Consider the following 18,371-nt stretch of genomic DNA (forward strand, 5'->3'; position numbering starts at 1 on the left):
TTCCCGTCTCCACTAAAATATAATCACTATAATCAGCGTAATCAGTGAGAAAGACAAAATTCGCGTATGTTATGAAGATGAAAATGATGCCCGTCACCGCCGCACTGTTACTGTTCGCCGGTATGTGCTTTGGACAAACACCCCGTGTTTTTAAAACATGGACACCGGCCACTACCGACAGCGTTTATGCGCTGGAAGGACAGGGATGGAAAACAGGATTGAAAAGCTATTACGACCGCCTGCCCGCGAAATCAGAAAAAGAAGTGCGGCCACCGGTCTGGAACTTGTCGAACAACAGCGCAGGGCTTAGTCTCCGCTTCAGAACAGACGCCGACGAAATAGTCATCAAGTACACCGTTTCCGGACCGGTAGCCATGCCGCACATGCCTGCTACCGGCGTAAGCGGGGTAGACCTCTACGCCAAAAGCATAGACGGACAATGGATGTGGTGCGCCGGGAAATACGACTTCCGGGATACCATCGTATACCGGTTCACCCGGCTGAAGAAATACGATCACCATGTAAAGAATATCGATTATACACTTTATCTCCCGTTGTATAATTCCGTAAAATGGTTATCTGTAGATGTTCCGGAAGAAAGCGTGTTCAAGCCCCTGCCGGTCCGGAAAGCTGCGCCTATCGTGGTATATGGCACCTCCATTGCACAGGGCGCCTGCGCATCGCGGCCGGGTATGGCCTGGACAAACATCCTTTCCCGGCAGCTGGAAACGCCGGTAATCAATCTCGCCTTCTCCGGCAACGGTCGCCTCGAGAAGGAAGTGCTCGACCGGGTAGCCGAACTGGATGCCCGTCTCTTTGTGCTGGATTGCCTGCCTAATCTCACCGGCGCACAATATGCCGGCGCGGAACTCAAAAAACGTATAACCGCCGCCGTAACATTCCTGCAACAGCAGCGGCCCGGTACCCCCATCCTGCTAACGGAACACGACGGCTACACCGATGGTGAAATGGATTCCACCCGCAAAGCTGCCTATACGCAGGTGAACATCACCCTACGGGAAGTAAGGGACTCCCTGCTGAAAGCCGGCGTGAAAAACATCAGCCTGCTCACAAAAGAAGAAATAGGCCAGGACATTGAAAGCATGGTAGATGGCACCCATCCCAACGATATTGGTATGATGCACTACGCCAATGCCTATGCGAAAAAGATCCGGGAAATCTTTCATGAGGAAGGCGGCAACACAGCTACCACCACACCGATCACCCAACGCCGCGATGCGGCTAACTACGACTGGGAAACCAGGCATGAGGAAGTAATGGCCTGGAATAAAGCACACCAGCCGAAAGTAGTGTTCATGGGTAATTCCATCACGCATTTCTGGGGCGGCAACCCCGTCGCCACAGTACGCCGGGGAACCAGCTCATGGGATAAATACTTTGAGCCTAAACAGGCCGTGAATATGGGCTTCGGCTGGGACCGGGTAGAAAATGTATTATGGCGCGTACAACACGGCGAACTGGATGGTATTACTCCCCGCTATATTGTACTGATGATTGGCACCAACAACCTGCAGGTAAACACTGATGAAGAAATTGTTGGCGGCATTAAGTTCCTGCTGCAACAAATACAGGCCAAACAAGGCAGCACTAAAATCATACTGATGGGCATTCTGCCTCGTCGCAATATGGAAAGCAGGGTAGTGCGCATTAACCAGCTGATCGCAAAACACACTGCCGGTAAAAACATACAATACGTAGATGCCGGAAAACTCTTCCTTCAACCATCCAGGAAAATTGACGAGCAACTATTTACCGATGGCCTGCATCCCAACGAAACAGGCTACGAAAAATTAGGCGCCCTGATTAACAGATATTTAAAGGTGGGGGACAATTAACATTTAACGGCAAGTAATAAAAATTGGCAGCCGGTTATTATTTCCTACATTAGATGAAATATAACCGGCATTTAACAGTGGTCTCATCAGAATAGGAAGAGAAGTCGACTTAAATATTTTGCATGAGTACTCATTATAACCAGGAGCCACATTTTATTATTGCCATAGGCGCTTCCGCAGGTGGTTTGGAAGAGCTACAGTCTTTTTTTGACCATACTCCACTGGCACAAGCTTCTTATGTGATTATACAGCACCTTTCTGCTGATTATAAAAGCCGGATGGCGGAAATATTGTCCCGGCACAGTCAGCTGAAGGTCACGGAAGCAGCCAATAATATGCTGGTAGAACCTAACCAGGTGTACCTGATCCCCAGCCAGCAATGCATGACCATACAGGATGGCCGCTTGTTGCTGAAAGACAAGAACAGCAGTCCGGCTCCCCACAAAACTATCAATACCTTTTTCAACTCACTCGCATTAGACAGCGAATATCAGATCATAGCCGTCATACTTTCCGGCTCCGGTGATGATGGCAGTGAAGGAATTGTGAATATCAGCAGGGCGGGAGGATTGATTATAGTGCAGGATCCGGATACTGCCCAGTATAGCAGTATGCCTCTGGAGGCAATTGCCACCGGTGCGGCAGATCATATACTGGCCCCCGCAGATATGCCAATGGTGATCACCCAATATGTAAACAAGGCGAAGAGAAGTATTTTGCCCCCTGTTACGCAGGTAATGGAAGATAAAAGTGTGATCGCTATTATTGACCTCATCCGGGAGCGTTTGCCTTTTGACTTTTCAGAATATAAGCCCACTACCATTCTGCGGCGTATCAGACGGCGTATGGTATATCTCGCTTTAGATAAGGTGGAAGCTTATTATCAACACCTGCTGGCGCATCCCCGCGAAGTGGAAACATTGGCCCAGAGCTTTATGATCAGTGTATCTGCTTTCTTCAGGAATCCGGAGGCATTTGAAGTAATGGCTGAAACAGTGCTGCCGGAAATTGTACAACGAAAAAAGAACGGGGAAGAAATAAAGATCTGGATAGCAGGATGTGCCACAGGGGAAGAAGCCTATACCATGGCGATCCTGTTACATGAAGAGGTAGAAAAAGCCGGTAAAGATATTCAGGTAAAAGTATTTGCCACCGATATAGATAAGCCTGCACTGGAGTTCGCCGGTAAAGGTTTGTATGGAGAGCATATCCGGAATGAGCTGTCGGCAGAAAGACTGGAGAAATATTTTAGCCGCGAAGGTAATGGCTACCGTATCAGGCAACATATCCGCAGAATGCTGATCTTCGCACAGCATAATATTGTAAAGAATCCGCCCTACTGTAACATGGACCTGATCAGTTGCCGCAATCTGCTCATTTACATGAACATATCCCTGCAGAAGAAGGCGCTTTCAATGCTGCATTTCGGGCTTGGCCAGAAAGGATACCTGTTTCTCGGTTCCAGTGAAAATCCTGGGATGTTACTGTCCTATCTCACAGAAATTAGTAAGAAATGGAAAATATACCGTAACCAGGAATCGGCCAGGTCTGTAAGGTTCGATATATTTACACCTGTGATGATAGCCGATAGTAATATGGCGCCTTTGATTCCATCAAAAAAAACCGGTAGTGCCGGTAAGAGAAGCATTATGTTGGACGAGGTAAATGAAATGTTGCTGGAAGAAGTAAATGTTGCAGGAATATGTGTGGACCAGGATAACCAGGTAATTAAATATTTGGGCAAGGTAGAGCACTTCCTGTTGCAGCAAATCTTCAGTTTCGACCTGGTAGAGCTGCTGCCAAAATCGCTTGGGGTAGTATATGTAACAGCCGCCCGGCAAGCCAGAAAGGACAATGAGCGGGTAATTGTAAGTGGTATCCCGGTGGCAGATTACAACCCGGTAAAGATTGTTAACCTTACGATCTGTCCGCTTCACGCGAGGGAAGGAGAACGTTCCCTCTTGCTGGTGCTTTTCAGCGAAAGCAAGGAAGAACAAAAGAAGGAGGTACCACCTTTTGATGTACAAACATATCTCAATGCAGGCCTGCAAAGCCTGGAAGAAGAATTGAAAGATACCCGCGAACGGTTGCAGGACGCCACAGAGAAGCTGGAAGCCTCCAATGAAAATATGCAGTCGTTTAACGAAGAACTGGTTTCTGCCAACGAAGAAATGCAAAGTGCCAATGAAGAAATGCAGTCGGTAAATGAAGAGTTGCAAACGATTAACACCGACTACCAGCTGAAAATAAAAGAACTCATTGTGCTGAACGATGATATGGATAATTATTTCAGGAGTAACCTCAACGGGCAATTGTTTGTAGACAATGACCTGAAGCTGAAAAAGTTTTCTCCTGCCGCCGTAAAACATATCAATCTTCAGGAAGGTGATATCGGCAGACCCATCCAGAATATTACCGTCAATTTTAAGAATAATTCCCTGGAAGATGATCTTCGTATGGTAATTAAAAATGGTACAGTGCTGTCGAAGGTCGTGGAATCACTAAATGGTAACTGGTACCAGATGATGATAATGCCTTATATCCGGCAGCTGGACCAGAAACAGGATGGCGCCATTGTTTCGTTTAACGATATTACCCTGCTAAATAAAGCCCAGCTGGAATTACATCGTTCCAACCTGAGCCTGCAACGTATCAATGATGACCTGGATAATTTTGTATACGCTGCCTCCCATGATTTGTTAGGACCACTTACGAATATAGAAGGATTGATGAGATTGTTGAGTGAAAAACTGGATATGCAGGACAAGGAAACTGTCAGATATACAGATATGATCCAGTCTTCTATTGTCAGGTTTAAAGAAAACCTGCGGGAGCTGGCGGAGGTAGGGAAAATTGAAAGCGAATCACTCAAGGAAGTACAGGAGGTTGATATTAACGCCATACTGGATGAAGTACTTTTTAGTATACAGGACAAAGTACAGGATGCCAGGGCCTTAATTACAAAGAACCTGGAAGAAAGCCATCTGGTGTTTTCCAGGAAAAACATCCGTAGCATTATCTACAATCTTCTCACCAATGCCCTTAAATTCAGGTCGCCGGACCGGCCGCTGCAAATTCAAATCAATACCCGTAAGGAAAACGGATTCCTGTTGCTGGAAGTAAAAGACAATGGTATCGGGATAGAACAGGATAAACTCCAGACAGTCTTCAATATGTATAAGCGCCTGCATCCGGAAATGGAAGGATTAGGCATCGGATTGTTCCTTGTCCGGAAAATTGTGGATGCTTCCGGCGGCATGACGGAGGTGAACAGCAAGTTGCACGAAGGAAGCGTCTTTAAAATCTTCTTCAATTCTAAATAAGAAGGTGATCGGAGCGGATTTTGTCTTACTCAGGATTACGCTGATTATACTGATTACCTGGATTTTTACTTTTGGATTTTTTTAGATTTCTTTGATTTTTTAATAATAATTAAGGGAGATAAGAGCGAATATATCCGCTTATATCTCCCTTACTTCTTTATAAAATCTAAAAAATCTAAAAAAAATCCAAAAGTAAAAATCCAGGTAATCAGTATAATCAGCGTAATCCTGAGTAAGACAAAATTCGCTCTAATCACGCATTCTCACTCTTCCCTTCGAGCCAGTTTTTGAATTCAGAAACCCTTTCACGGCTAATAATAACATCAGTATCAACATCGGGCGCTAATTGAAGAATTAACCTGCTATTGTAATAAGTGGTGATCTTTTTAATGGCATCTATCTGGATAATAAACTGCCGGTTGATGCGGAAAAACTGGTGCTTGTCCAGCAACTGTTCAATCTGGTCAAGGGAGTAGTCCAGCGGCACCCGCTGATTGGTGACGGTGGTGGCCCAGGTGGCGCCCCGTGCAAACTGCAGCCAGGCAATGTCTTTCGCTTTTACATAGATCAGCTGGTTGTTGATCCGGCCGATAAAACGGGCGCTGTCGCGGCGCAGGAATTCTTCTGCAATCCTGCTGATGTCTACGGTATAGTTATTGGCTGGCCTGAACTGTTCGTATTTTTTCAGCGCATTCTTTAAATCGTCAAGGTCGATAGGTTTTAACAGGTAATCGATACTGTTTACCTTAAAAGCCTGCAAGGCAAAGCCATCATACGCGGTGGTGAAAATGATAGGCGTGCGTACTTTTGTTTTGCTGAATATTTCAAAGCAGTTGCCGTCGGACAGCTGGATATCCATCAGCATCAGGTCTACCGGCTGCTGCTGTTCCAGCCAGCGGATGCCTTCTTCCACGGAAGTAATAACGGCAGCGATCTCTATCGCGGCATTACACTTGTGCAGCAACTGGGTAAGCCGCTCGGCATTATGCATTTCATCTTCAAAAATAACGATTCTCATGAGCCACTGATAATGGGTAATTTTACAATAAACATCTCTGCTGTTTCGCTGATTTCAATATTGCTGTTGCTGATCAGCGCATATCTTTTCTGAATATTTTCGAGTCCTATACCGGAAGATATTTCCGGGTGAACTTTTGGCCGCTTGTGATTGGACACGACCAGGAAATGGCCGTCACTTTTAATCGTGATCAGCAGTGGGTCCTGCGCGGAAAACCGGTTATGCTTGATGGCGTTTTCGATCAGCATCTGCAGGGTTACCGGGGGAATCATGCCTTTGGTCTTTATCTTGTCAGGAATGTCAGCGCTAAACTGTATGCTTTGCTGGTGGCGGATCTGGATCAGGAAAAGATAGGCGTCAAGAAAATCCAGTTCTGTTTGCACCGGCACCAGGTTTTCAAATTTTTTATCAAGAATATACCGGTAGGTTTTTGCCAGCTGCGTAATATAATCAGCGGAAAGGTCCGCGCTTTTATATACCAGGTTGGTCAGCACACTGAGCGAATTAAAAAAGAAGTGCGGGTCTATCTGGTTGCGCAATGCGTCATATCTCGCCTGGATGTTTTCCCGCATCAGTCTTTCTGTTTGCAGCTGGTATTCCTTCCAGCCGGAATAGTAAAAGATGATGCCGTTAAATGCCAGTATCAGCAGGTAAAACATAAACGTGCCGAAGTTGAGGTCGTAGCTGAAATGCCGGAAGCTATCCCATGCTTCATAGCGGTTAAATAGCAGGATGTCGGTCACTGAATAGAAAAAGCCAAACAGGAAGGCTACCAGCATACCGTACACCACGAGGACCGCCGACAGGAACACCAGTTTGCCGGAAGTATGTTTGTTCGCTGTTTTTCTCTCTGTGGTGCGGGCCAGCCAGGTCGCGCCTTCCCAGGCAATAAGACCAAAAATTACATAGAACAGGCTGAACATCTGCCCCCTGTAATCCAGTATCCGTAAACCTTTCACGAAGGTATGGTCAAAGGATTTGAAGATGATGCTGAAGGTATACAGTATCAGTATCCTGGAAAGATACAGGAATAGTTTACTGGAGAACAATTTTTCATTTTCCTGGAAGTTCATCTGATGGGTTGTATAGTACTAAATGTAGTTATTTTCCTTAAACCACGTAAATGCGCCAGTAACAGCTGCTTCTACGGGGGTGTAACTGAGTTGCAGTTCCCGCTCTGATTTCTTGCCGGAATAGTAATTGTCCAGGCACAGCATATAAGCCGTGGTATAATTTAATTTTCCGGAGATGCCTGGCAGGGAACCTATGATACCCGCTGCTTTCAGGATAAAGGCAGGTATCGGAATGAGCAGCTGCCGCTTACCGGAAATCTTTTTCAAGAGCCGGAAGAATTCTGCATAGCTGAGGTTCTGACCGGCCAGCAGGTAGCAGTCGCCCGTTTTGCCTTTTTCAATAGCGTTGATAATACCGCGGCATACATCTTTGATATGCACAAAGTTTTTGCCTCCCGGCGGATAGAACAGCAGCCGGTGTTTTAGTCCGTACAGGATCAGTTTACCGGAGCTGGGCTTCACATCATGCGGCCCTATCATAAAGGTGGGGTTTACCACGATGCCCGGGAGTTGCCTGCTGGCCACCTGTTCAAGCACGTATTGCTGCGCGAGGTACTTGGTGTTGATGTAGCCGGAGTTGGCGTTGAACAGGGTAAAGCCATTCAGTTCGTTACCCGGACTGTTTTTATCGCCCGGCCCGATAGTGTTGGCGGTGCTGACATAAATGAATTTCTGTACCCGGTGCTCGAGGCAGGCCGCGGTAATATACCTGGTGGCGGTAAAGTTGGTATGTTCATATTCGGCAAACGAAACGCCCCATTGTGCGGTAATACAGGCGGCATGGATCACAATGTCACAGCCCTTCACGGCTTCATGTACATCGTCGTTGTTGCTGATACTCCCGTAAAAGATTTCACAGGGAATGTCCTCGATGCCTTTCATATCGGCCGAAGGCCGGATTAAAATTTTTATGTCAAACCCCATGCGATATAGTTCCCGTGTTAAATTGGAACCCAGGAAGCCGTTGGCGCCGGTGATCAGTACTTTTTTCATGAATTTTTTTTAGACAGATAAACTATAGGGGATCTCTTTTTTCACTTCCCTGGATACGATCCTCATCCTGAAGGAGAGTGGCAGCAACTGCATCAGTATGTGATTGAGCTTATTCATCCAGCCGGGTATGATCACCGGGTGCCCGGCAAGCGTTCCTCTCAGCGCAATGTCTGCAATGTCGGGTGTAGACAACAGGCCCATCTTTCCTTTCAATCCCTGGCTGATGATCCGCCGCGACGTGTGCGAGTTGGTCATAATAGGGCCGGGGTATACTACGCTCACGGATACACTGGTATCTGCCAGTTCTTCTTTTAGTCCAAGAAAGAAAGACGAGATAAACGCTTTGGACGCCGGGTATACCGTTTTATAGGCAATGGGCGTGAAAGCCGCCATGCTGGCAATGTTCATAATATAGCTCTGCGGATGCTTCAGCAGGTGCGGGATCAGCAGGTGGGTAAGTAAAACGGTGCTTCTTACATTGAGCATCATAATTTCGTCTATCCGTTCCAGTGAGGTATGGGTGATGGAAGAGGTACCACCGATGCCCGCATTATTAATGAGGAAATTAATGGGATAGTCGCGGATAATAAGCTGCAGTTGCTGCTTCAGTACATCGCTGTCGGACAGGTCAAATTCAAACACTTTTACGCAGATGCGGTATTCCAGTTCCAGGTTCTCCGCCATGGATTGAAGGCGGCTGCCCGGCAGGGCAATGAGAATGATGTTCATGCCTTTCCTGGCGCATTGAATGGCGAATTCTTTGCCCAAACCGGAGCTGGCGCCGGTGATGAGCGTGTATTTATTGTCTGGCATATGTTTTATTTTCAAGCAGGCTTTTAAATTTTGTCATTGTTTTGAACAGGTTATCATGAATGATGGGATCGGATACCCAGCGGGGAATTTTCCTGCTACGGTCGGTGGTGACCATATAAGTGATCCGCAGCTGCCCGTTCCCCGAAGGCGCCATGATCCATTTTCCCCGCGTGCCGGTAATCCGTGTTGTTTTATTGTATAGAGGGAAGCGATGATCCGTGATACTTTCAAACACCACTTCTGCAGCGTCGTCGGAAATTTCCTGGTAGCGGTATAACAGGCAGCAGTCCTGGTCGTCGACCGGCCAGGGAATATCATATTTAATATAAGTAATCCAGTGGCGGGGATCTGGCGCCGCCGCGATCCTGTATTCGCTGGCATTGGTATTCCAGTCGCGGCCATGCGCCTGGTCCTTGAACAGCCCGATCACCGCCGGTACGGCGCATTTCACCAGGAAGACGGCTTTGATCTCCCTTACATTTTCACCATCTGCGCCGGGTATCCACCTTTCATACAGCGAAATGGCGTTATCCTGTTTTACCAGCTTAAATTCACTGGTATCACCAAATAATGACCGGACGAACATCATACTGCTGATCACTAAAACGGAGAGCTGTTGCATACATCATCATTTACAGCAAATATGCCACTGGTAAATGGACTGGCCATTGATTACCTGCTGAACTGTAGGATTAAGCTGTTGACCTGTCACTAAACCGGGGATCTGAATAATGGAGAAATATTTATATATTATTTTATGGAGAAGTACTGGTGATATTTTATTATTTTGGCTGCCGGTGCCCTGGTTAAGACAGGGCCACGCCTAAAAATCAGCTTTGAACATGAAAAAATACCTGCTGGCCATCGCCATTGTATTAACTGCTATTCCCGTTGCCGCACAGCAAATCTGCCCGGTGATTCCATTGCCGGTAAAAGCAGACAAAGGTCGCGGCACATTTGAAATCAGCGCACAATCCGTTATTAGCTGGGAAGACACTTCCCTGGTTCAGCTGGGCACCTGGCTGCAGCAGGAACTGCTTCGCCGTTATCATATCCAGGTACCGTTGCAACGGAAATCAGGCAGCACCGTTATCCTGCTGAAAAAAATAACCGGTACTAACATGGATGCATATACGCTTACCATGAATAAGCAAACGGCTACTATCTCGGCAGGCGCACGGGAAGGGGTGTTTAATGGCATCATCAGCCTGTTGCAGCTCACTGCACAGGCGCCGGCACCGGGGAAAGTGTTACAGGTGCCTTGCTGGAACATCACGGATGCTCCGCAATACGCCTGGCGCGGCGTAATGCTGGATGAGTCGCGGTATTTTTTTGGTAAAGAGAAGGTGAAGTCAATGCTCGACTGGATGGCTTTTTATAAACTGAACCGCTTTCACTGGCATTTGACTGACATGCCCGGATGGCGGCTGGAAATTAAAAAGTATCCTTTGCTCACCACCGTTGGCGGTATCAGCAACATCGCCGACCCCAAAGCACCGGCAGCCTATTACACGCAAGATGATATCCGGGAAATAGTGGCCTATGCCAAAGCGCGTTGCATCGATATTATTCCGGAAATAGATATGCCGGGGCATGCCGGCGCCGCCAACAGGGCTTACCCTGCATTCGACGGCGGCGGTACTGCAAAGTACCCGCAGTTCACCTTCAACCCCGGCAGGGAAGGCACTTACTCGTACCTGGCGGATATACTAACGGAAACGGCTCAACTGTTTCCCGCGCAGCTCATTCACCTCGGCGGCGACGAAGTTACCTTTGGCAATGCGGGCTGGGACCAGGATACCGGCATCATCCGGTTAAAGCAGGCCCACGGCCTGAAAGACCGCAAACAGGTAGAGGACTATTTTATTCAACGCATGGCCGACACCGTTTTGCAGCTGCATAATAAAGTAATGGCCTGGGATGAAATAGCCACGGCGTCCCTGCCGGCCGACAGCACCATCGTATGCTGGTGGCGCCATGATAAACCGGAAAACCTGGCCATGGCATTTCAGAAAGGATACTCCGTAGTGTTATGCCCGCGGCTGCCGTTTTATTTCGACTTTGTACAGGACAGCACCCACAAAATCGGGCGCCGGTGGAAAGATGGTGAATTCAATCCCTTGGAAGCAGTGTATAATTTCTCTGCCGCCGCCATTCCGGCCACACAGGGGCATGAATCCCTCATACTCGGTGTGCAGGCCTGCCTGTGGTCAGAAACCATTCACAGCAACAACCGGCTCGATTTCCTGCTTTTCCCCCGCATTGCGGCGCTGGCGGAAACTGCCTGGACGTCAACCCAGGCAAAGGACTTTAATGGCTTTAAAACCCGTTTAAAAGCGCAGTTGCCGCTATATGCAAAGGAGCATCTTTATTACTTTGATATCTTCCAGCCGGGCAGGCACCAGGAGTCGGGTAAAGCGGCCGCCAACTATATCGACTGATGTGTCGGTTTTGTTCTATTTCCGGAAAGGGAAGGGAGGTAATATTGCAATGGGATTAAAAATACCCGGAACATCATGAAGAATTTTGTACTGGCGCTTGCCACTATCACCACGGCCCTGGTAGCGGGTTTGTTCTATGCGTTTGCTGTTTCCGTTAATGTAGCTTTTGCGCAATTACCGGATGCCGCTTATATAACGGCTACCCAGGCCATCAACGTTGCCATTGTGAACCCTGCCTTCCTGGTATGTTTTTTAGGCGCACCGGTGTTATTGCCGCTGGCCACCTGGCTCAGCGCCCGACCGGTTTTTACCCGCCGCAGCTGGTACCTGCTGGCTGGGACCGTGGTATTTGTGGTTGGCTCATTTGGGGTTACGATAATCGCCAATATTCCGCTCAATGACAAGCTGGCGGCCTTCCAGGTAAACGGGGCTTCGGCGGAGCAACTGCACAGCATGCGGGTGGCATTTGCCACGCCGTGGAATAACTGGCACACTGTGCGCACCCTGGCAGGCATTATGGCCCTGGCATTGCTGGTAATGGCCTGTTTGCAACGCGATACCAAAAGCGAATCACGTAAAGCTTAAATGCTTTTTGTAAATTTAGGATCATGCGTTACCAGACAATTCCACCACCGCCTCATCTTGCGCACGTCATCCGGTTCTTCTGGGTGCTGGAAGGAGAGGTGGGTTACACGCATTACAATATGGCGGATGCCTGCGTAGAGCTGGTGTTTCATTATCATGGGCTGTTCGGCGAAATAGCAGATAACGGCCATACAGATACATCGTTTACCGCCGGTGTGCAGGGCGTTACACACACCCTCAGGAAGTATACTGTTGATACAGGCTTCGGTATTTTTGGCGTATATTTTTACCCACAGGCAGTTCCATTGTTGTTTAATATTTCCGCGGCCGATCTGACCAATACTGCCGCCGAATTAAGGTACCTGCTGAAAGGCGAAGGCACCATCCTCGAAGAAAAAATCATGCTGGCGAAAAATAACCGGGAGCGTTGTGAGATTCTCTGCCGGTTTACGGAGCAGCGGCTGGCAGCCAGCCGTGTGGCGGATTTGCCGGTGTTTGCGGCGATCAGGGACATCATTCATCACAAACCCTCCATGAATATACGGTCCCTTTCACAGGCATACTATTTGTCGGAACGGCAGTTTGAGCGGCAGTTCAAACAGTATGCAGGACTATCCCCTAAATTGTTTTCACGGATTGTCCGTTTCCAGTCGGCTACCGCCTTTTATAACCGGCAGGTAATGAGCCTGGGACGCCTGGCACTGGAGTGCGGGTATTATGATCAGTCGCATTTTATCAGCGACTTCCGCGCATTTTCAGGTATGCATCCCAAACAGTATTTCTCTGGCCGCTCCGGGGCCACCGACTGGCGCGACTAACAAGAATGTCGGTTTCTTCCAATTTTATCAGGGCATACTGTTGCAATTTTGTGCAAGAGACGTTTAACCTAAAAATAAAAATGTTATGAAATTACCAGAAAAACATCAGCAGGTAATGCCCTATCTGATCCTGAAAAATGCAGAAGGCTTTTTCGATTTTACCAGCAAAGTATTTGGGGCAAAAGAAAACCACCGGACCTACCGGGAAGGCAGCAAAGAGCTGATGCATGGCGAAATCAGCATCGGCGGCAGCGTCATTATGTTTGGCCAGTCAAATGACAATTGGGGCGCCGACAACGCAGGACTATTCATTTACGTGGAAGATGCCGACGCCACTTTTAAAAAGGCCCTGGCCGAAGGCGCTACAGAAGTAATGCCCGTAACACAACAATCCTACGGCAAGTCCGGCGGCGTAAGAGATCCGTTTGGAAATACGTGGTGGATTACAACACCTTAACGCGGAGGTTGTCTTACTCAGGATTACGCTGATTTTAATGATTAGCTTGATTTTTACTCTTGGATTTTTTTTAGATTTTTAGATTTTTTTAAAATAATAATTAAGGGAGATAAAAGCGAATATATCCGCTTCTATCTCCCTTAATCCTTTATAAAATCCAAAAAGTAAAAATCAAGCTAATCATTAAAATCAGCGTAATCCTGAGTAAGACAAAATTCGCGCTATTCCCAATACTTCTCGCCTTTCTTCATTTTCTCCAGCGTGGTCTCGTAGTTTTTCTTTTCGTCGCCACTGGCTTTGTTCAGGGCTTTTTCTTCCCATGCGAGGGCATCGTCTTTTTTACCGGATTTATACAGCAGGTTGGCGTAAGTGTCCATGAATGCAGGTACTTCGTTGTCTTTGAAAGAGCGTTTGCTCCATTCCAGCGCCTGTTCTATGCATTGCATGTCGTTGCATTTTTCGAAGATGGTCCAAGCATATTCATTCAATGCCTGCGGATCTGCTTTGTGGCCATATTTTTTCATATAGGCAACAATGTTAGCCACTGCGTTATCGGCATCTTTTACGTAGCTGAAGTACTGTACTTTTGTTTTCAGGAGCAGTTCTTCCGCGAAAGCAGGATATTTTTTGGTCAGGCCGCTTTCAAGGGTAGCCCAGTCGGGTTTGCTGCCGTCTTTCTTCATCAGCTCCGGATATACTTCTTCCTGTGCCACAATGCCCATTACTTTTTCTTCGGCCTTACCGGTGCCCAGTACTTTATTTACTTTATCGGCATGGTGCAGGAACATATCAAATCCTACATCTTTACTGCTGTTGGTAAATTTGGCGATGAACTGGAGGTTTACAGGTGTGTAAAGATCTTTTTGCTTGGCAAGATATTCTTTGGAAATAAGAGACGCATTTTCCTGGTCATATTTATTCAGAGCCAGCAGTGCCATTTCGCGGAGGAAAGCAGTATCCTTTTTTCCTTTTTTATAAAGGTCCAGCTGTGTGTAATACTGTGTGGCCGGGTTCAGGGAAGCAGCGCATCTTTCAATGAACTGGTCTGCTTCGGCGCCGCCTATCTGGCGGTCAACGATATGGCCGTCGGGTGCAAACACCAGGAAGGTAGGATAGGCACGGATGGCATAGTCCTTTTCAATTTGTTTGGCGGCAGCGTACCAGCTTTTCACTTCTTCATTGTCTTTGTCCGTTTGGTCCATCTGCACCTTTACGCTGATATATTTATCATTCATAAAGCTGCCTACTTTTTCCTGCGGGAAAATATTGGCCGACATAAACTTGCAGGGACCACACCAGGTAGTGAAGCAGTCCATAAAGATGTATTTGTTTTCAGCTTTGGCTTTGGCCTGCACATCGGCCCAGCTGCTGCCATGCTCGAAATGAATGCCTTTGTCCTGCGCTGCCGCCAGCAATGGCAACAGGAAGGCGAGGAGGAGTAATTTTTTCATAATGCTGTTTGTTGGTTTTGATTAGTAGGCTCTAATTTAATGCAGTTCAGGAACAAAACCGGGAGGGATGCCAATTAATTTAACAGGATAAGTTGGTGTAACGGCGCGTTTGCACAAAAAAAGCCATCCGGTGGGACGGCCTTTTTTGTGCAATTAGTACTTAACCTGGTGGATGTTATTTGAGGGAAAAAAGATGGTTTCCGTCCACGAAAACCCAATATGGTGAACATTCGGCATCCAATTGCAAAATTTCGTATTTATCTTTAGCACATTCGTACCTGTTTTTCTGAGTTCGGTTAAATTATACTAACTTGTTGTAGCTAAAAACATTAGCCATGCCGGTAAAACATTTTGTACAGCCGATAGACCTTACACATCCGAAGCAACTACAACGCCTGGTGGAGAACAGGCGGGTCTATAACCTGAATAGCTGTGAACTGAATATATTTGAAAGTTATCAGCAGGATTACCGGGTGCCCCTTACTTTCGGAGATTTCGTTATTACCAGCATGGTGCAGGGAAAAAAGATCATGCATCTTTTCGATCAGCCCTCCTTTGAATACCAGCCCGGGGAAACCGTGATTGTACCGGCCAACGAAACCATGGTGATTGACTTCCCCGAAGCCTCTGCAGAAAACCCGACACAGTGTATTGCGCTGTCGGTCGATGAAACTTATATCCGCAGCACCCTGCAATATCTCAATGAATACTATAACAGCCAGTATGCCGATAAAAACGACTGGCGGCTGCAATTCAACCAGTACCACTTTAATAATGATGCAGATCTCACAGACCTGATCAATAAGTTAGTCCGCATCTGCCGCAGCACCGATCTTTCCAGGGATATTTACGCCGATCTCAGTATAAAGGAACTGCTGGTCCGCATCCTGCAAAGCCAGCACCTGCAGCTGGTGGCAGAGGAAAAAGATACCAACAGCAACAGCAGCAGGCTTCATTTTGTGCTGCATTACATCAATGAGCACCTTACTGAAAATATTTCAGTAGATACGCTTTGCCGGAAGGCTTACCTGAGCCGCAATGTCTTCTTCAAATGGTTTAAAGACCAGTTTGGCATTACCCCCCTCCAGTATATTAACCGGGAAAGGTTAAAGCTGGCAAAGCAACTGCTGGCGGACCGCAACAACAGCGTGGGCCAGGTGAGTATGCTTTGCGGTTTTAATGATACCAACTATTTCATCCGCCTTTTCAGGAGCGCGGAAGGAATTACCCCCGGTACCTACCAGCTGATCTGCTCCCGCTGATATTTTCTTTTTAGAAAGATACCTTTCCCTTCCTGACCAGGACGAAACCTTATGCGTCTACCAGCGGATAAATAAATGCGAGGGAAACAATTCCCCCGCTAAAAACTAATAAAAAACAGGCGGTGGATTCAGCGTGAGGTTTTGCTGCTGATGCCAGTAAGGATAAATGGTAGGTATATCACTCGCGGCATCCAGCTTTTTAAGCTGATCGGTAGTGAGGTTCCAACCTGTAGCGCCGAGGTTTTGTATCAGCTGTTCTTCATTGCGGGCGCCAATAATGATGCTGGACACCGTGGGGCGTTGCAGCAGCCAGTTCAGGGAGATCTGCGCCACCGTTTTGCCGGTTTCAGCTGCTATTTCATCCAATGCATCGATGATGTTGTAAAAAACTTCTTCCTTTACCACGGCCTCCGGTACAGGGCTGCCTCCCTGCGCTACGCGGCCGTTTTGTGGCGGCGGACTGTTACGACGGTATTTACCTCCCAGCCTGCCTGCCGCCAGCGGCGACCATACAATGGCGCCCACTTGCTGGTCCAGGCCCAGTGGCATTAGCTCCCATTCATATTCGCGGTTGGCCAGTGAATAATATACCTGGTGGGCCACGTAACGGTTCCACCCATATTTTTCCGCGATGGCCTGCGATTTCATCAGGTGCCAGCCGGAAAAGTTGGAGGCGGCGATATAACGCACCTTGCCGCTTTGCACGAGATCATCCAGCGTACGCATGGTTTCTTCCACGGGCGTGTTGCCGTCGAACCCATGCATGTGATAAATATCGATATAGTCGGTTTGCAGCCGCTTCAAACTTCCTTCTATCTGCCGCAGCAGGTGAAACCGCGAAGAACCCTGGTTATTGGGACCCTTTCCGAAAGGGAAAGTGGCTTTGGTGGAGATCAGCAACTGCTCCCGCTTGCCGGCAATGGCTTTTCCGAGAATTTCTTCCGAAAGACCGTCAGAATAAATGTCGGCAGTGTCGAAGAGGTTTACGCCTGCATCAAGACAAAGATTCACCATGCGCGTGGCTTCATCCGCCAGTGTGCTGCCCCAGGCTTTAAAGAAATCATTACCGCCGCCAAAAGTGGCAGTACCGAAACTCAGCACCGGTACCTGTAAACCGGATGCGCCTAATTGTCTGTATTCCATCAGCTAAATTTTATGACCGTTTGTTATAAAAATATAAAGATCGGGGAAAAGCCGCAGGCTTTATTTGTATTTTCATCAGTATTTTCTATATTTGCGTAACTGATTACGTAATTTATTACAATATGGAATTCTTCAATAAAACAGGCAAGGTAGCGCTCGGAAGCAGGCTGCGCATGCTCACAGAAAAGATCACAGAAGATGCCGCAAAGATTTACCAGTTGTATAACATCGACATGCAACCGAAGTGGTTCCCGGTATTTTATGTATTATCTGTAGGAGAGGAGAAAACAATTACAGCCGTCGCAAAAGAAATTGGTCATTCCCATCCCTCGGTAAGTAAAATTATCGGTGAAATGGGGAAGAAAGGACTGGTAGTAGAGAAAAAAGACAAAACAGATGGCCGTCGTAATATCGTCAGTCTCACTAAAAAAGGACTGGACATCACCCTCAAAATACAGGACCAGCTCACAGACGTGAACACCGCTATAGAAGCCATTTCTGCCCAAACCACACACGACCTGTGGAAAGCAATGGAAGAATGGGAATACCTGCTGGAACAGCAGTCGCTGCTCAGCCGTGTAGTGGAAGCACATAAAAAAAGAGAAGCAGGTAAAGTAACCATCGTGGATTACCAGCCCAAGTATAAAGCGGCCTTTAAAGCATTGAATGAGGAATGGATCTCCAGGTGGTTTAAACTGGAAGCAGCAGACCATAAATCACTCGATCACCCGGAAGAAAATATTCTCAAAAAGAACGGCCATATTTTCGTTGCGCTTTACAACGATGAACCGGTAGGGGTTTGTGCATTAATAAAAATGGACGACCCGGACTATGATTACGAATTGGCTAAAATGGCGGTATCTCCCAAAGCCCAGGGAAAAAGTATTGGGTTTTTGTTGGGACAGGCTATCATCGCAAAAGCAATATCACTCGGGGCCCGGAATATTTACCTCGAAAGCAATACCATCCTGAAACCGGCTATCAGCCTGTATAATAAGCTGGGATTTAAAAAGATAGCCGGCAGGGCAACGCCATACGAGCGTTGCAATATCCAGATGGAGCTGATATTACCCGCCTGATTTAACCGGCAGAGGATTGGAGTTTATAAAAATGGAAATGTATATTAGAGCTTCGGATG

15 protein-coding genes are annotated in these 18,371 nt (G+C 47.3%); 8 read left to right on the forward strand and 7 right to left on the reverse strand.

What is annotated here, in order from left to right; all coding sequences use genetic code 11:
• Window positions 1-71 precede the first annotated feature (71 nt).
• Window positions 72-1,856 carry an SGNH/GDSL hydrolase family protein gene (locus tag ACLHR0_RS21675; RefSeq protein WP_436489420.1) on the forward strand — a complete coding sequence of 595 codons (1,785 nt, stop codon included), beginning with the start codon at window positions 72-74 and terminating at the stop codon, window positions 1,854-1,856.
• Window positions 1,857-1,978: 122 nt separating this feature from the next.
• On the forward strand, window positions 1,979-5,179 hold the full coding sequence (locus tag ACLHR0_RS21680; protein ID WP_436489422.1) for a chemotaxis protein CheB: 3,201 nt from the start codon (window positions 1,979-1,981) through the stop codon (window positions 5,177-5,179).
• A gap of 253 nt (window positions 5,180-5,432) precedes the next feature.
• On the opposite strand, the gene ACLHR0_RS21685 is transcribed toward ACLHR0_RS21680, so the two are convergent.
• Genes ACLHR0_RS21685 through ACLHR0_RS21705 form a run of 5 tightly spaced genes read right to left on the reverse strand, consistent with a single transcriptional unit; the run spans window position 5,433 to window position 9,698 of the window.
• Window positions 5,433-6,197, reverse strand: coding sequence for a LytR/AlgR family response regulator transcription factor (locus ACLHR0_RS21685; protein WP_436489424.1), 765 nt, complete (start codon window positions 6,195-6,197; stop codon window positions 5,433-5,435).
• Window positions 6,194-7,270, reverse strand: coding sequence for a sensor histidine kinase (locus ACLHR0_RS21690; protein WP_436489426.1), 1,077 nt, complete (start codon window positions 7,268-7,270; stop codon window positions 6,194-6,196). Before ACLHR0_RS21690 ends, ACLHR0_RS21685 begins: the two co-directional genes overlap by 4 nt.
• An 18-nt stretch (window positions 7,271-7,288) precedes the next feature.
• A complete protein-coding gene (locus ACLHR0_RS21695; protein WP_429046888.1) occupies window positions 7,289-8,263 on the reverse strand; it encodes an NAD-dependent epimerase/dehydratase family protein in 975 nt (324 codons plus the stop codon).
• Window positions 8,264-8,272: 9 nt separating this feature from the next.
• Window positions 8,273-9,076, reverse strand: coding sequence for an SDR family NAD(P)-dependent oxidoreductase (locus ACLHR0_RS21700; RefSeq protein ID WP_436489428.1), 804 nt, complete (start codon window positions 9,074-9,076; stop codon window positions 8,273-8,275).
• On the reverse strand, window positions 9,063-9,698 hold the full coding sequence (locus ACLHR0_RS21705; RefSeq protein WP_436489430.1) for an START domain-containing protein: 636 nt from the start codon (window positions 9,696-9,698) through the stop codon (window positions 9,063-9,065). The genes ACLHR0_RS21700 and ACLHR0_RS21705 overlap by 14 nt, the downstream gene beginning before the upstream one ends.
• Window positions 9,699-9,918: 220 nt before the next feature.
• Between ACLHR0_RS21705 and ACLHR0_RS21710 the strand changes: the two genes are divergently transcribed.
• From ACLHR0_RS21710 to ACLHR0_RS21725, 4 genes are all read left to right on the forward strand, one after another.
• Window positions 9,919-11,517, forward strand: coding sequence for a beta-N-acetylhexosaminidase (locus tag ACLHR0_RS21710; RefSeq protein WP_436489432.1), 1,599 nt, complete (start codon window positions 9,919-9,921; stop codon window positions 11,515-11,517).
• A 75-nt stretch (window positions 11,518-11,592) separates the two neighbouring features.
• The gene (locus ACLHR0_RS21715; RefSeq protein ID WP_436489434.1) at window positions 11,593-12,102 is read left to right on the forward strand and encodes a DUF1772 domain-containing protein; all 510 of its coding nucleotides are present in this window, start codon (window positions 11,593-11,595) and stop codon (window positions 12,100-12,102) included.
• A 23-nt stretch (window positions 12,103-12,125) separates the two neighbouring features.
• Window positions 12,126-12,920 (forward strand): DUF6597 domain-containing transcriptional factor, encoded by a 795-nt coding sequence (locus ACLHR0_RS21720; RefSeq protein ID WP_436489436.1) that lies wholly within the window; start codon window positions 12,126-12,128, stop codon window positions 12,918-12,920.
• Window positions 12,921-13,005: 85 nt separating this feature from the next.
• Window positions 13,006-13,377: a VOC family protein gene (locus ACLHR0_RS21725; protein WP_370911520.1), complete on the forward strand. Its 372-nt coding sequence runs from the start codon at window positions 13,006-13,008 to the stop codon at window positions 13,375-13,377.
• Between the two features lie 221 nt (window positions 13,378-13,598).
• Here ACLHR0_RS21725 and ACLHR0_RS21730 read toward each other — a convergent pair whose 3' ends face one another.
• Complete coding sequence (locus ACLHR0_RS21730) at window positions 13,599-14,828, reverse strand: DUF255 domain-containing protein (RefSeq protein WP_436489439.1); 1,230 nt, start codon at window positions 14,826-14,828, stop codon at window positions 13,599-13,601.
• A 335-nt stretch (window positions 14,829-15,163) separates the two neighbouring features.
• On the opposite strand from ACLHR0_RS21730, the gene ACLHR0_RS21735 reads away from it, so the two are divergent.
• On the forward strand, window positions 15,164-16,090 hold the full coding sequence (locus ACLHR0_RS21735; RefSeq protein ID WP_370911522.1) for an AraC family transcriptional regulator: 927 nt from the start codon (window positions 15,164-15,166) through the stop codon (window positions 16,088-16,090).
• A gap of 105 nt (window positions 16,091-16,195) precedes the next feature.
• On the opposite strand, the gene ACLHR0_RS21740 is transcribed toward ACLHR0_RS21735, so the two are convergent.
• Window positions 16,196-17,233: an aldo/keto reductase gene (locus ACLHR0_RS21740; RefSeq protein ID WP_436489441.1), complete on the reverse strand. Its 1,038-nt coding sequence runs from the start codon at window positions 17,231-17,233 to the stop codon at window positions 16,196-16,198.
• A gap of 122 nt (window positions 17,234-17,355) precedes the next feature.
• Between ACLHR0_RS21740 and ACLHR0_RS21745 the strand changes: the two genes are divergently transcribed.
• Window positions 17,356-18,312 (forward strand): bifunctional helix-turn-helix transcriptional regulator/GNAT family N-acetyltransferase, encoded by a 957-nt coding sequence (locus ACLHR0_RS21745; protein ID WP_436489443.1) that lies wholly within the window; start codon window positions 17,356-17,358, stop codon window positions 18,310-18,312.
• Window positions 18,313-18,371: the final 59 nt, after the last annotated feature.

Origin of the sequence: Chitinophaga sp. ARDCPP14 (genome assembly GCF_051362515.1) — a bacterium.
Classification (GTDB): domain Bacteria; phylum Bacteroidota; class Bacteroidia; order Chitinophagales; family Chitinophagaceae; genus Chitinophaga.